This is a genomic window from Shewanella sp. ZOR0012, from assembly GCF_000798835.1.
GTDB classification, from domain to species: Bacteria; Pseudomonadota; Gammaproteobacteria; order Enterobacterales; family Shewanellaceae; genus Shewanella; species Shewanella xiamenensis.
This window is the reverse complement of sequence record NZ_JTLE01000094.1, coordinates 2,550,496-2,564,577: the sequence shown is the minus strand read 5'-3', so window position 1 is coordinate 2,564,577 and position 14,082 is coordinate 2,550,496. Positions and strand designations below refer to the sequence as shown.

The following is a 14,082-nucleotide window of genomic DNA, read 5'->3' as shown; positions in this document are numbered from 1 at the left end:
GATCTTTATTTGAGGCGGGTTTCCGAGCCGTTTTAGGTCAGCAGGTGAGCGTAGTGCAGGCCACTAAGTTACTCAATTTATTGGTCGAAGCCTATGGCGAACGTTTTAGCTTAAACGGGCAAGAGTATCGCTTGTTCCCTACACCGCAGCTGATCCGTCATGCATGCCTCGATGAGCTTAAAATGCCTGGCGCGCGCAAACTGGCGCTCAATGCGCTTGCTGCGTTTATCTGTGAACACCCAGAAGCCACAGCCGATGAGTGGATTAGGGTAAAAGGCATTGGCCCCTGGACCATTGCCTATGCCAAATTACGTGGGCTTGGCGATCCAAATATCTTCCTGCACACGGATTTAATTGTGAAAAAGCAATTACTGGCGACGATGGGTGAGCAGACAGGGTTAGATACTGAAGCGCAAAAACAACTGGATTATTCAGCGATTGTTGAGCGGATAAGTGCAGATATCGCCCCTTGGGGGAGTTATTTGACCTTCCTGCTGTGGTCCAATGCATAGGACATTTCAGGCCATGTTTATTGATTCAGTACCGAGGCTCTATATGAGAGCCACTATTTGAAACACAGTACGAAAACACTGTACTAAAGCCGTTGACGAGAACCACTATGAGCCCGAATTTATCGCAACTGATTAGCGCCCCAACGGCCAAAGATTATCAGCCCTGCGCTGTCGATATTTTAAGTACCCCTGTGGGAGTACTACAACTTAATGCCAATGCCTACGGATTGAGCCATTTAACGGTCGTCGGGTCGAGTCGTACCGAGATCCCCCTAAAGGTCGCAAGTGATGACGAACTGGTGCGGGCTAAAAGTCATATTGATCAGGCAAAGGCGCAGCTTCTGGATTATTTTCGCGGTAAGCTAACCCAGTTCCACTTAAGCTTAGCGCCCAAAGGAACCGAATTTCAGCAGCAGGTGTGGCAGGCCTTGGTGCAGGTCGGTTATGGCCAGAGTTGCAGTTATGGCGAGATCGCCCAGCGTATCGCAAAACCCAAAGCCGTTCGGGCAGTTGGCGCGGCTAATGGTGCCAACCCCATCGCGATTATTGTGCCCTGTCACCGTATCATTGGTAAAAATGGTCAATTAACGGGTTATGCCTATGGACTTACGATGAAACAGCAACTGTTAATGCTGGAATCGACAAGCAAGGGCGCGCATTTTACGTTAGAATAGCGGTCATATTTGTTATTGATGAGCCATGTAATTTTTTATGACCCAAGCTTCTTCCGCCGTTGCCAGCTTTGCCGAACTTGGCATTATTGCCCCCTTATTTAATCGACTCTCTGAGCTGGGTTATGTTTTTCCCACTCCGATACAAGCGGCTACCATTCCTGCCGTACTCAGTGGACAGGACGTGTTAGCAGGGGCGAATACAGGTTCTGGAAAAACCGCTGCTTTTGCAGTGCCGTTATTGCAGCGATTGAGTGAAGCAAAAAGTGCTGATAAGTCAGCAGGCCAAGTGCGGTGTTTGGTGCTCGTACCTACCCGCGAATTGGCGCAACAAGTCGCCGACAGCTTTTTATCCTATGCATCCCACTTCAATGGCCAACTTAAGATAGTCGCGGCCTTTGGTGGTGTGTCTGTCAATCTGCAAATGCAAAGCTTACGCGCTGGCGCCGATGTGTTGGTCGCAACTCCTGGGCGTTTACTGGATTTATTAGCCAGCAATGCGCTTAAGTTAAATCGCGTCTCGGCCTTAGTGCTGGATGAAGCGGACCGCATGTTAAGCCTTGGGTTTACTGATGAATTAAATCAAGTGCTTGAGGCGCTCCCTGCCAAAAAACAAACCTTACTGTTTTCGGCGACATTCCCCGAAGAAGTGCGCGCGCTAACGACCCAATTACTCCATCAACCGCTTGAGTTTCATCTGCAAAGTGAGCAAGAAAGCACCATTGTGCAGCGTGTGATAACCGTTAACCGCGAGCAAAAAACAGCGTTATTGGCCCATTTGATTAAACAGCATCAATGGTCACAGGCGTTAATTTTTGTCAGTGCTAAAAATACCTGTAACCACCTCGCGCAAAAGTTGTCAAAACGGGGAATTAGCGCCGAAGTCTTCCATGGCGATAAAGCTCAAGGTGCGCGGACTCGCGTCCTTGATGGGTTTAAAAATGGTGACATTAGTGTGCTAATTGCGACTGATATCGCAGCCCGTGGTATTGATATTGATAAACTCCCCGTCGTGATTAACTTTGATTTACCAAGAAGTCCAGCCGATTATATGCACCGTATTGGTCGTAGCGGTCGTGCGGGCGAGGCGGGCCTCGCGGTGACTTTAATTTCCCATGAGGAATATCACCACTTTGGTGTGATTGAAAAGAAAAACAAAATCAAACTAGTGCGTGAACAAATCCCCGGATTTGAAGCCAATGCTGAAATACCGCTGGATGTGTTAGCGCAGGAAAAACCTCAGGCCAAGCCCGAAGGCTCTGGCAAGAAAAAGCGTAAACAGTTACCCGTGGCGAATGTTGAGTTTTGGGGTAAAAAGTCTTAATTCCTCAGGTGTGAGTTATGCTTAGCATATCTTCAGGTTGTTTCGAATTGGTTTGGTAGAGGCAGTATGCAGCATTTATTTTGGTTAGTTGAAGGTAAAATCGCGGGCCGCAGTGGCCCTAATAAGGACCCTTGGGATTTAGCAGAGCTTAAAGCATCGGGGATCCGCGCCGTGTTATCCGTTAATGGCGGAGAAGGCTGCGAGCCCGGTAGTTTTCAGCACCATGGTTTGCGTTATGAATGTATCCCGTTTTCCAGAAACGTGCCGCCACAGGAAGGGGATATCGCCATTTGTGTCGCCCAATTACCTAGAGCGCTAGCCTTTATTCAACAATGTGAAGCCGATGATTTACCCGTGTTAATCCATTGCCGTTCGGGAAAAGATCGTACCGGGCTCATTATGGCTTATTACCTCATGGTTAATGGTGCTGCGCCGTTGCATGCCGTTAGCCAAGTGCGCAGCATTCGCGACATTGCTTTTAGCGCTGAGGGGTGGGATCAGTTTGCCTTCGATGTGCTCTATGCTTTGCAGGATTAGTCCTTGAGAAGGGAAGATTGTTCCAAAGATAAAGTAATTGGCTGATTTGATCACATTTGACCTTAGTCATCACTTTTAAGGCATGTTAAGGTTAATATACTGGCAGTTTAATTTGAGTGAGCGCTTAGTTTTATCATGAAAAGTAAGGCAAATCAGTCACAAGGGCTACTCCTTTTTCGGTTATCTCAACATCAGGTATTTGCCTTAGGCACGCTCAAAATTCGTGAATTAGTGCCTTACACGCCGCTGAGTAAAATTCCTCAATCTCATCCGACAATCATGGGTGCCGCGACCATTCGTGGTCATACCATCCCGGTCGTGGATATGGCGGCTGCCATTGGTTATCGGCCAATCAGTGATGACGAACGTAAACATTGCTATATCATCATTACTGATTGCCAGCGCATGATTATCGGCTTTTTAGTGCGCGCCATTGATAAGATTATTGAGTGCAATTGGCGTGACATTGAAGCGCCATCGGCAAATTTAGGGAGAAATGCCTTTTTAACTGGGGTGACGCGCTACGATAACCAGTTAGTGCAGTTACTTGACGTGGAGCTGTTACTGTCTAAGGTGTTCCCCGATGCACCTGAGGCCAATCGAGCAATCCTAACGGATGTGCAGCGGGAGAAGTTAAAACCCATGCGGATTCTGTTGGTCGATGATTCTAAGGTGGCCCGCAAGCAACTTTCCGATGCGCTCGATAGTATTAATATTCCCTATTTCGTGACCCCTGATGGAAGAGAAGCGCTCTCTATTATGGAGCAGGCGGCTGCTGAGCGTCACCCGATTGATATTTTAGTTAGTGACATCGAAATGCCGGGGCTCGATGGCTATGAACTGGCATTTGAAGTCCGAGATAATCCACTGTTGGCTAATGCTTATATTATTCTCCATACCTCGTTGTCCAGCGAAATCAGCGTCAGCCAAGCCCATCAAGTAGGGGCAAATGAGGCGCTGACTAAGTTTGATGCCCATGAGCTTGTGGAAGCCATGCTACGGGGGGCTGATTTAGCGGCTAAGCGGTCAAATTAGAGCGTGTTGGATTTTTGTAAGGGTTTTGCAGGGACTGGGTAATTTAATTCGCTTATTTCCCTGCAAAGCTAGACAAGTTCCATCACATCCTATAAAACCTTATTGGCCTCAATTTTGAAGGTGTGGGATGGGGAAACTCAGCCGAAATATAATAACGATAGGTTAAGTAATGAAACAAGAATCATCTTTTTTAGCCAAGTTGGCTAATAGCAGTTTGGTGCTGCAAATTCTCGTCGGGATTATCGCTGGTGTCGCTTTAGCCAGTTTTTCACATGAATGGGCCAAACAAGTCGCTTTTTTAGGTAGTTTATTTGTTGGTGCATTAAAAGCGATAGCGCCTATTCTAGTCTTTATTCTCGTGGCATCCTCCATTGCGAATCAAAAGAAAAATACTCAAACGAATATGCGCCCAATCGTGGTGTTGTACTTATTGGGTACCTTTGCTGCTGCATTAACCGCTGTGATTTTAAGTATGATGTTCCCGACTAATCTGGTGTTAGTTGCGGGTGTTGAAGGCACCAGTCCGCCACAGGGAATTGGTGAGGTGATTAACACCCTGTTGTTTAAACTGGTTGATAACCCCGTGAATGCCCTGATGACGGGGAACTATATTGGTATTTTGGCTTGGGGTGTGGGTCTTGGCTTAGCCTTACATCATTCGAGTGATTCAACCAAACAAGTGTTTGCGGATGTGAGCCATGGTATTTCGCAAATGGTGCATTTTATCATTCGGTTAGCGCCTATTGGTATTTTCGGTCTAGTTGCTGCCACATTTGCTGAAACCGGTTTTGCGGCAATTGCGGGCTACGCTCAGTTATTAGCCGTATTGCTCGGTGCGATGGCTATTATCGCCTTAATTATTAACCCGCTGATTGTTTACGTTAAAATCAAACGTAATCCCTATCCACTTGTGATCCGCTGTCTGCGTGAGAGTGGTGTGACGGCATTTTTCACCCGCTCAAGTGCGGCCAATATTCCAGTGAATATGGCATTGTGTGAAAAGTTAAATCTGCACGAAGATACTTATTCAGTCTCTATCCCGTTAGGGGCAACCATCAATATGGGCGGCGCTGCGATTACGATTACCGTACTGACTTTAGCAGCGGCACATACTTTGGGGATTCAAGTTGATCTGCTGACTGCCTTGCTGCTTAGCGTGGTAGCTGCGATTTCTGCCTGTGGTGCATCTGGTGTGGCGGGTGGTTCGTTATTGCTTATTCCGCTTGCTTGTAGCTTGTTTGGCATTTCTAACGATGTGGCGATGCAAGTGGTTGCTGTTGGTTTTATTATCGGCGTGATCCAAGATGCAGCCGAAACGGCACTGAATAGCTCTACGGACGTGATTTTTACCGCTGCTGCTTGTGAAGCCGCTGAAAACAAAGCTAAACTTGGATAAAGTGTGCTGTTGTTAGTGTAGAAGAAAGTATCATAGGAGCAGTCACTTCGGTGGCTGCTTTTTTTATGGGAGTAGTTATGATCCTTTTCGATTTTAAAGAGTTAAATGCGGCAAAGTCTTGGTATGGCGTTAATGATACTGTGATGGGCGGTTTGTCACGCAGTAAGCTCACCATCTCTCCGTTAGGCTATGGGATGTTTAGCGGCCATGTGTCACTCGCCAATGGTGGCGGGTTTGCCTCGGTGCGCTGTGAGTTTGAACCCAAAAATGTGAGTGAATTCACTGGGATTTATCTCGAACTCGACCGTGATAGAAGCAAGCACTACAAAGTGAATCTCAAAGATGCCGACACGCCGCAGAGTACGGTTTATCAAGCACCGATGCCTGATGCTAAGCATCAGTCTTTTGGCGTTAATGGTGGCAGTATTATTCACTGGCAACGTATTGAAATCCCCTTTACGGCGTTTCATCCCCAGTGCCGTGGCAAGCCGATTGAGCGTGCTGAGATTGATTTGAGCCGTCTCACAAGTATTGGGCTAGTGATTGGTGCGCAGCAAAGTGGTGATTTTGCATTAAAAATTAAATCAATAGGCTGTTATTGAGTCATAAGGGGATAAGCTAATGCTTGTCCCCTTAATCTACTGTTACACGCTCAACTCAGCGCGATTTAGGCTCCCACAATCCCTAGGGGCTTAGCATGTTCCCATGCACCGCGGGTAAAGTCGGGAAAGTTTACTGAGTTACTGCGATTATTGAGTGATTGTTCACTTAAAATATTGACCACAGACCAAGCCGCACCATCATAGACATCCTGATCGAGTGCCTCGCCGTTACGTAGGCAATAGATCATTCGCCAAAGCATCACAAAATCCATGCCACCGTGACCGCCGTTGATTTCGGCTTCTTTACCAATACGTTGCCACAGTGGGTGATCGTATTTGTCATACCACTTTTGCATGTCCATATCCCATTCGTGGTAACTCTGACCAAACCCCCCATTTTCGATTGCGATACGATTAGGGAAGCCAGCAAACACACCGTTAGTGCCTTGGATTAGATTATGGCGACTGTAGGGTCTTGGGGTGGTGGTATCGTGTTGAACCATAATGGTTCTGCCTTTCACGGTTTTAATCAGGCTAGTGCTCATATCGCCATTAATGTATTTGAGCTGATTACGTTCATGATCGGCCGGAAATTCTCGCTTAGCATATAAAGCACGACCTAAAGCTGGCGAACTCATGGAAGTCAGGTAATCGAATCTGTCACCACGGTTGATATTCATATACTGGGAAATAGGCCCTAAACCGTGAGTGGGATATAAATTACCATTGCGTTTAGTATGCCAATAAGTACGCCATGAGCCGGTTTTATGATCAATTTCTTTCATTTGCCAGCGCAGTTCATGGATATAAGCGGCTTCGCCGTGGAGTAATTCGCCAAATAAGCCTTGGCGTACCATGTTAAGCACCATCAGTTCTTCACGGCCGTAATTGACGTTTTCCATCATCATGCAGTTTTTCTGGGTACGCTCGGCGGTATCGATGATTTGCCAGCACTCTTCGACTGTGAGGGCGAGTGGTACTTCAACAAAGGCGTGTTTACCACTTTCCATAGTGTCGATAGCCATTGGAGCATGCCATTCCCACGGAGTGGAAATAATCACAATATCGATGTCATCACGGTTTAATAGCTCGCGATAGCTCAGATCATTGCCGGTATAGATCGCAGGTTTTGGCCGTTTTTGTTTAACGATATGCTCAACCGCTCTATCAATAACCGCTTGGTGCGTATCGCAAATGGCTTTTAGCTCCACGCCGTCTAAGTGACAAAACTGTTCGACATGGCTAAATCCACGCTCTCCCACACCGATAAAACCAACTCTAACCACCTCCATTTTAGGGGCAATGAGTCCAATAACTGATTTCCCGCGACTGGGTTTCGGGGCAACGTTACTGGCGGTAGCATCGAGGGCAATATTGGCCGTAACAAGGCCGGCAGTGACCGCGCCAGCGGCTTTCAGAAAATGGCGGCGATGAATATTGTGCATAGGCTTCCTGCTTTATTGTTGTTTATTTGTAGGGCGATTTTAATCCATCTTGTTATATCAGAATCTCACTGTAAGTGGACATTAAAAGATGTAACAAGCTCATTCATACGTAATTAAATAAACCGTATTGCAACAGGTTATTTATCTTTACTTTAGCGATAGGTAAATAGTGATAAAGATCGCGTTTTTATTTTCTAATTAAGCTACACTGCCCATTAATTAATCAAGCTAAATTATCTTTTAGTTTTTAAATGTTTAGCAAATTAAATTTAACCAAAAAATTACATTTTTTGATGAGTTTGACGTAATTTGCGACTCGGGGGAGTAAAGCGGTAAATGGGTTCTATGCTTAATGTACTACCACAACTGACGTTCACTTTAGGTGAGTGGGTATTGCATAAGGATATCAGGATGTCTGGGATTGAAAAACGCCGTCGCCTACATTGGCGGGAGACAGATATGCAAAATCGTGAAATTATTGGTCGTTGGTTAGATGAGCGTCCACTGCTAGGTGACAAAATTACCCTCTATAAAGAAGCGGATAAATATTATTTAGAAACTTGGTTCAGTGATGGCTGCCATAGCTTAGATGAAGTCAATTTAACTGATACGCCACAGGGCAAAAAAGTAGAAGATGTGGGCGGTAATTTCTTCGGTGAGTATTTTATGGTAACGCCTAATATGCAACTGCAATTTTGCAACGAACAGGGCAGTTATTTTCAAGTAGATAAATTAGTTGCGGATATTGATTTTAATCAGCGTGTTGCTTAAAACGGTTGTGATTTTTTAATGGCAACTGAGTTGGGCGAATAATATTCCCTCTCAAGCTTATCCCTGTGTAGCGGGATGGTCAGGTTTGGTTAAAACAGAGGTCGCTTAACGCGACCTCTTGTATTTTTGCCGATTATTCATTGAAAGGATGCTGACTGAAAAAATGCATCCTTTTACCCGAATACGGATGGGTAAAGCTCAAGCTTTGGGCATGGAGACACAGCCTCGGTCTGGCCTTGATCACCTCAGCATTACCATAAAATTCATCCCCTAAAATGGGATGCCCAAGGGCGAGCATATGTACCCTAAGCTGGTGGGTTCGGCCCGTTTCTGGGGTTAATTCCACTAAGGTGCTGTTTTCGCGTCTTTCAAGCACTCGGTAATGGGTAAGAGCACTTTTCGCGCCAGCCGTCCCCGCCGCTTGGGTCTTTTGATAGGGTGGATGCTCGGGGTCGGGGGCGATAGCTAAATCAATTATACCTGCATCCAGCTCGACCAGTCCCATGACCTCAGCAATATACACTTTCTCACTTTGTCGATCTTGAAACTGGGTTTTTAAGTGGGATTCGGCTTTTTTATTGCGCGCAAAAACCATAATTCCTGAGGTGGCGCAGTCGAGTCTGTGCACCAGAATCGTTTCAGGATAAAGACGTTGCAGCCGAGTGAGGGCACAATCGAAGGTATGTGCGGCTCTGCCGGGATTAGACAATAAGCCCGTAGGTTTATTAATAACGATCACATCTCTATCTTGATAGCGAAGATCTAACCAAGGGACTGAAGGGGGCTGGTAATCAAATATCTGCATCGTATCCTCATCTTTTGCGTGGCCATACTAGCAAAATATCAGTTACTAAGCAGTATATTCTCAACAATGTCATGGGGCATTAAAACTGCGCTAACCATAATCTAAACTTCATCCCCCAGGTAGACGTTACTCCTGAGGTAACGTAACGAATATTTCCTTGCGTATCGATAACATAAATGGCTGGAAATGCCATCGCGCCCCAGAGAGCACTCTGCGTTCCACTATCATCATTAAGTACCGGAAAGTGATATTGATGTTCATCCATAAAGGTTTGAATCTCACTATCACTACCTGAAGCAACGGCGACTGAAATCACCCGATGATTTTGGCTGATGGTCTCAACCATCGGCGATGTTACGCGGCATACTGGGCACCAGGTTCCCCAGAAATAGACTAATGTTGGCTCAGTTTGGGCTGTATTAAGTGCAAACTTGCCGCCATCAATGGTAATACCGCTTAATACTGGCGCTTTGCCTGTGACCATATCCCGTTGTAAATAGAGGCTTACCCCATAGAGCAGTAGCGCCATAATGGTTAAATCCCTAAGCTGCTTTAGCCAAAATCGAGGGCTTTGCAGTTTTTGTTTCCATCCCTTTGGATGAGGTGATTGCTCCCTTGAGCTTGCTCTTATCACTGAGATGGTCTCCTCGGGATTATTCGGGTAAATAGTCACTCGGAGTTTTACGGCTCCAAATACGGGTATAGGCCATCAACTGGGGGTAGAAGGTACGAAAGGCGGTTTCTGTCTCAATCTGCATTTGGGCTAAAATTTTATCCGCACCGTTAAATAAGGCACTGTGCGGATGACCTTTGGCCCTTTGGGTTAATGCCTGTTGAATGCCCTTAGGTGTGGCGTAGCCGTTTAACCAATCTTGACGGCGCATATCGGCGATAATGTCTAGGCATAGCTGAGGGTGATACACATCGCTTTGCGCGGCAAATTCTGCCAGTTCACTATAGGCTTTTTGGCTAAAATCAGGCAGTGACAGATGATGATATTCTTCCCAGTAGAAGGCTAAATAATAATCGAAACTGATGAACATCAAATCTGCTGCTATACTTGTTAACTGTTTAGGAAACAATGCGATGAGTTCTTGAGTCAACTCATGGGTCGCACAGAGCTGATTGATTTCATGGTTTAACCACAGTCCTTGGCGTAGTGCTTGTGGGGCATTGTCTATCGACGCGGTAATAAAATTGCCTGCTAGATTGGCACCAAGGTGGGTTTTACTGATATCAGCCAGATGTAAGTGTGTAAGAATGTTCATTTTTTGTGCTTGGTTAATCGCGTTGGTTCACGTTATCATGGGCAGGCGCGCTGAGGAAAGTGCAAATAGGCAAAAATCGTGTGCTTTTGTAAGGTAGTGCTAGATTCAGCATTTCTAACAGGAGTGTAAATGCTGATGCTAAAGACAGAAAATGCGCTAATCAACTAACCTGTTAAGGATCATGGACGATGTGGAACTGGTTCATCAAAATGCTTGGTAAAGACGAGCGTCCCAAACGTAAAAAAATGCTGGTTGATATTCCCTATGAGCAACATAGTTTCAGCATCGATCATTTTGCTCGCACTCGGGCTAAATATGATGTGGATGACGCATTGAGCTCAAATACGCTCAATGAGCAGGATGCAGTGACCGATATGGATATCGTGAACAAGTAATCTTGATCTTATTGGCCTCTAACCATAGACTAGCCGCCGTTCTAAGCTATCTAGAGGCCTTTGCATGCGCGTAACAGACTTTTCTTTCGATCTTCCCGACGAACTTATCGCTCGTTATCCCATGGCGCAACGTACGGCGTCACGTCTGTTAACCTTAGATGGCAATACTGGCACGCTCGCCGATAAACAGTTTACCGATTTGCTGGAGATGATTAATCCCGGCGATTTAATGGTATTTAACAATACCCGGGTGATCCCAGCACGTTTATTTGGCCAAAAGGCCAGTGGTGGCAAACTCGAGATTTTAGTTGAGCGTATGCTCGATGATAAACGTATCCTCGCCCATGTGCGCAGCTCTAAATCCCCGAAAGTAGATAGCATTATTCATCTCGACGGCGGTTATGAGATGAAGATGGCTGCTCGCCATGACGCCTTATTTGAACTCGAACTCTTATCCGATCTCACAATTTTAGAAGTGCTCGAAGCAGTAGGGCATATGCCATTGCCACCTTATATCGACCGTCCCGATGAGGATGCCGATAAAGAGCGCTATCAAACCGTGTATAACCAGAACCCCGGTGCGGTTGCCGCGCCTACGGCGGGTCTACACTTTGATGATGTCATGCTTGAGGCATTAAAAGCCAAGGGCGTAAATATCGCCTTTGTGACTCTGCATGTCGGTGCCGGCACCTTCCAACCTGTGCGCGTCGATAATGTGCTCGAGCACAAAATGCATTCCGAGTGGGCCAATGTGCCGCAGGATGTGGTGGATTTAATTGCCCAAACGAAAGCGGCAGGCAAGCGTGTGGTTGCTGTGGGCACGACGTCTGTACGTTCACTGGAGAGTGCGGCCCGTGCAAGTGAAGGTGAGTTAACCGCTTTTAGCGGCGATACCGATATCTTTATCTACCCTGGGTATCAGTTCCAAATCGTCGATGCCATGATCACTAACTTTCACCTGCCGGAATCGACGCTCATCATGTTGGTTAGTGCCTTTGCCGGTTTTGATCATGTTATGGCGGCGTATCAACACGCAATCACGCAAAAATATCGCTTCTTTAGCTATGGCGATGCCATGTTTGTGACGAAAAAAGCTCACTAGACCAAGATTTTGTTTTAAAATAGCCGCCCACATTGAGTTTGGGCGGGTATTTTTTTCAGCCAAAGGTTGAACCTTTTTGAACTGTCCCTATCTCTATTGTTAATCAAAATGGCGCTTGCCATTAAAAATGTAGTCAGACTGTTTATCTGGCGAGGTGAATGATGAAATTTGAACTTGACACTACCGACGGCCGTGCGCGCCGTGGTCGCTTGATTTTTGAACGCGGCACGGTGGAAACCCCAGCCTTTATGCCTGTTGGTACTTACGGTACGGTAAAAGGCATGACGCCTGAAGAAGTGCGTGCTACTGGTGCGGATATTCTGCTCGGTAACACTTTCCACCTGTGGTTACGTCCCGGCGAAGAAATCATGCGTAAGCATGGTGACTTGCACGATTTTATGAACTGGCAGCGTCCTATTCTGACCGATTCGGGCGGTTTCCAAGTATTCAGTTTGGGTGACATTCGTAAAATTACCGAAGAAGGTGTGCATTTCCGTTCGCCAATCAACGGCGAGAAAATCTTCTTAGATCCTGAAAAATCAATGCAAATTCAACATGCATTGGGCAGTGATGTGGTAATGATTTTTGACGAGTGTACTCCGTATCCGGCAACTGAAGATGAAGCGCGCAAGTCAATGCAGATGTCACTGCGTTGGGCTAAGCGTTCACGCGACGAGTTCGACCGTCTGGAAAACCCCAATTCATTATTCGGGATCATCCAAGGCAGTGTTTATGAAGATTTACGCGACGAGAGCTTAAAAGGCCTAGTCGACATTGGTTTCGACGGTTATGCCGTCGGTGGTTTGGCCGTAGGTGAGCCTAAGGAAGATATGCACCGCATTCTTGAGCATATCTGCCCACAAATTCCTGCGGACAAACCACGCTATCTGATGGGGGTCGGTAAGCCAGAGGATTTAGTTGAAGGTGTGCGTCGTGGTATCGACATGTTTGACTGTGTGATGCCAACCCGTAACGCCCGTAACGGTCATCTGTTTACCAGTGAAGGTGTGATCAAGATCCGCAATGCGCGTCATCGTGATGACACATCACCGCTCGATCCTAAGTGTGATTGTTATACCTGTAAAAACTATTCACGGGCATACCTTTACCATTTAGATCGTTGTAATGAGATTCTGGGTGCGCGTTTAAACACCATTCACAACTTGAGATACTATCAAATGTTAATGGAAGGTTTGCGCGGGGCGATTGAGACGGGTACATTAGACGCCTTTGTAAAGGACTTCTATACCAGTCAAGGTCGTGAAGTACCAGAGTTAGTCGATTGATTTTTTGCTAATAAGAAGAGAAAACTATGTTCATTTCAAATGCATATGCAAATGCAGCAGGCGCTCCACAGGGTGGCGGCACCATGGAATTGATTTTCATGCTGGTGATTTTCGGTCTGATTTTCTATTTCATGATTTTCCGTCCGCAATCTAAGCGTGTTAAAGAGCACAAGAACCTGATGTCATCTTTAAGCAAGGGCGACGAAGTCCTGACCAGCGGCGGTATCTTAGGCAAGATTGCAAAGATCAGCGATGAAAATGACTACGTGTTACTGAGCTTGAACGACACGACTCAAATTACAATTAAAAAAGATTACATTGCAGCTGTATTGCCTAAGGGCTCTATCCAGTCGTTGTAAGCCAAGAGGGCTCAGGCGTGTTAAATAAATACCCAATGTGGAAAAACATTATGGTGGTGCTCGTCATCGCCATAGGTTGTTTCTATGCCGTACCTAACCTGTTCGGTGAAGATCATGCGGTGCAAGTAGTGGCGACTCGAGGTGCTGAAGTCACGGCATCTACCCAAGCCAGAGTGAACGAGCTGTTAGCCAGTAAGGGCATTGCGGTAAAACGTTCTGAGCTTGAAAAAGGCCAATTGTTGGTTCGCGTGCAAAACGCGGATCAGCAGTTGCTGGCCAAGGAAACCATCGCCGAAGATTTAGGCGATAAGTTTACCGTGGCACTTAACCTTGCCCCTGCGACGCCGCAGTGGCTCGAGTCCATGGGCGGTAGCCCAATGAAACTCGGTCTGGACCTTCGCGGTGGTGTGCACTTCTTAATGGAAGTGGACATGGGCGAAGCCATCCGCAAGATGGAAGAGGCCAAAGTGGCCGATTTCCGTTCACAATTACGTGAAGAAAAAATCCGTTACGCTGGCATTCGCAACAATGCGCAAGGTATCGAGATTAAATTCCGTGATGCCGAAAGTTTAGC

At 46.4% G+C, this 14,082-nt stretch carries 16 protein-coding genes and 1 pseudogene; 13 read left to right on the top strand and 4 right to left on the bottom strand.

Translation table 11 applies throughout. The annotated features are described in order from the left end of the window. From L976_RS12880 to L976_RS12850, 7 genes are all read left to right on the top strand, one after another. Positions 1 to 512 (top strand): DNA-3-methyladenine glycosylase 2 family protein (locus L976_RS12880; RefSeq protein ID WP_197062279.1); only part of this gene is annotated, 512 nt, incomplete at its 5' end. 107 nt (positions 513 to 619) lie between these two features. Beyond that, complete coding sequence (locus L976_RS12875) at positions 620 to 1,186, top strand: methylated-DNA--[protein]-cysteine S-methyltransferase (protein ID WP_047537294.1); 567 nt, start codon at positions 620 to 622, stop codon at positions 1,184 to 1,186. Between the two features lie 37 nt (positions 1,187 to 1,223). Next, entirely contained in the window at positions 1,224 to 2,507 is a 1,284-nt protein-coding gene (locus L976_RS12870; protein ID WP_047537291.1) for a DEAD/DEAH box helicase, read from the top strand. 66 nt (positions 2,508 to 2,573) lie between these two features. Continuing rightward, entirely contained in the window at positions 2,574 to 3,044 is a 471-nt protein-coding gene (locus L976_RS12865) for a phosphatase domain-containing protein (protein ID WP_037420279.1), read from the top strand. Positions 3,045 to 3,179: 135 nt separating this feature from the next. Further along, positions 3,180 to 4,079, top strand: coding sequence for a chemotaxis protein CheV (locus L976_RS12860; protein ID WP_047537289.1), 900 nt, complete (start codon positions 3,180 to 3,182; stop codon positions 4,077 to 4,079). 169 nt (positions 4,080 to 4,248) lie between these two features. After that, positions 4,249 to 5,475 (top strand): serine/threonine transporter SstT, encoded by a 1,227-nt coding sequence (gene sstT / locus L976_RS12855; protein ID WP_037420273.1) that lies wholly within the window; start codon positions 4,249 to 4,251, stop codon positions 5,473 to 5,475. Positions 5,476 to 5,552: 77 nt separating this feature from the next. Further along, positions 5,553 to 6,077, top strand: coding sequence for a CIA30 family protein (locus L976_RS12850; RefSeq protein WP_037428213.1), 525 nt, complete (start codon positions 5,553 to 5,555; stop codon positions 6,075 to 6,077). 65 nt (positions 6,078 to 6,142) lie between these two features. Here L976_RS12850 and L976_RS12845 read toward each other — a convergent pair whose 3' ends face one another. Continuing rightward, on the bottom strand, positions 6,143 to 7,522 hold the full coding sequence (locus tag L976_RS12845; RefSeq protein ID WP_047537287.1) for a Gfo/Idh/MocA family oxidoreductase: 1,380 nt from the start codon (positions 7,520 to 7,522) through the stop codon (positions 6,143 to 6,145). Positions 7,523 to 7,858: 336 nt separating this feature from the next. Between L976_RS12845 and L976_RS12840 the strand changes: the two genes are divergently transcribed. Next, complete coding sequence (locus tag L976_RS12840; RefSeq protein ID WP_037420263.1) at positions 7,859 to 8,293, top strand: hypothetical protein; 435 nt, start codon at positions 7,859 to 7,861, stop codon at positions 8,291 to 8,293. A gap of 133 nt (positions 8,294 to 8,426) precedes the next feature. Here the strand turns inward: L976_RS12840 and L976_RS12835 are convergent, their stop codons facing one another. The 3 genes from L976_RS12835 to L976_RS12825 form a co-directional block, all read right to left on the bottom strand. Then, positions 8,427 to 9,098, bottom strand: a complete 672-nt coding sequence (locus L976_RS12835) for an RluA family pseudouridine synthase (protein ID WP_047537284.1) — start codon at positions 9,096 to 9,098, stop codon at positions 8,427 to 8,429. A gap of 79 nt (positions 9,099 to 9,177) precedes the next feature. Then, positions 9,178 to 9,732 carry a protein disulfide oxidoreductase gene (locus tag L976_RS12830; RefSeq protein ID WP_047537281.1) on the bottom strand — a complete coding sequence of 185 codons (555 nt, stop codon included), beginning with the start codon at positions 9,730 to 9,732 and terminating at the stop codon, positions 9,178 to 9,180. A 19-nt stretch (positions 9,733 to 9,751) separates the two neighbouring features. Beyond that, positions 9,752 to 10,366, bottom strand: coding sequence for an acyl carrier protein phosphodiesterase (locus tag L976_RS12825; RefSeq protein ID WP_037428216.1), 615 nt, complete (start codon positions 10,364 to 10,366; stop codon positions 9,752 to 9,754). A 188-nt stretch (positions 10,367 to 10,554) separates the two neighbouring features. Here L976_RS12825 and L976_RS12820 point away from each other — a divergent pair, with 188 nt between their 5' ends. From L976_RS12820 to secD, 5 genes and pseudogenes are all read left to right on the top strand, one after another. After that, on the top strand, positions 10,555 to 10,761 hold the full coding sequence (locus tag L976_RS12820; protein ID WP_037420254.1) for a hypothetical protein: 207 nt from the start codon (positions 10,555 to 10,557) through the stop codon (positions 10,759 to 10,761). Between the two features lie 64 nt (positions 10,762 to 10,825). Then, on the top strand, positions 10,826 to 11,863 hold the full coding sequence (gene queA, locus L976_RS12815) for a tRNA preQ1(34) S-adenosylmethionine ribosyltransferase-isomerase QueA (RefSeq protein ID WP_037420251.1): 1,038 nt from the start codon (positions 10,826 to 10,828) through the stop codon (positions 11,861 to 11,863). A 161-nt stretch (positions 11,864 to 12,024) separates the two neighbouring features. Beyond that, the gene (gene tgt / locus L976_RS12810) at positions 12,025 to 13,149 is read left to right on the top strand and encodes a tRNA guanosine(34) transglycosylase Tgt (protein ID WP_023267663.1); all 1,125 of its coding nucleotides are present in this window, start codon (positions 12,025 to 12,027) and stop codon (positions 13,147 to 13,149) included. Positions 13,150 to 13,175: 26 nt separating this feature from the next. Beyond that, entirely contained in the window at positions 13,176 to 13,508 is a 333-nt protein-coding gene (gene yajC, locus L976_RS12805; RefSeq protein ID WP_023267664.1) for a preprotein translocase subunit YajC, read from the top strand. Between the two features lie 17 nt (positions 13,509 to 13,525). Then, a pseudogene (gene secD / locus L976_RS12800) lies at positions 13,526 to 14,082 on the top strand (protein translocase subunit SecD); the annotation flags it as partial.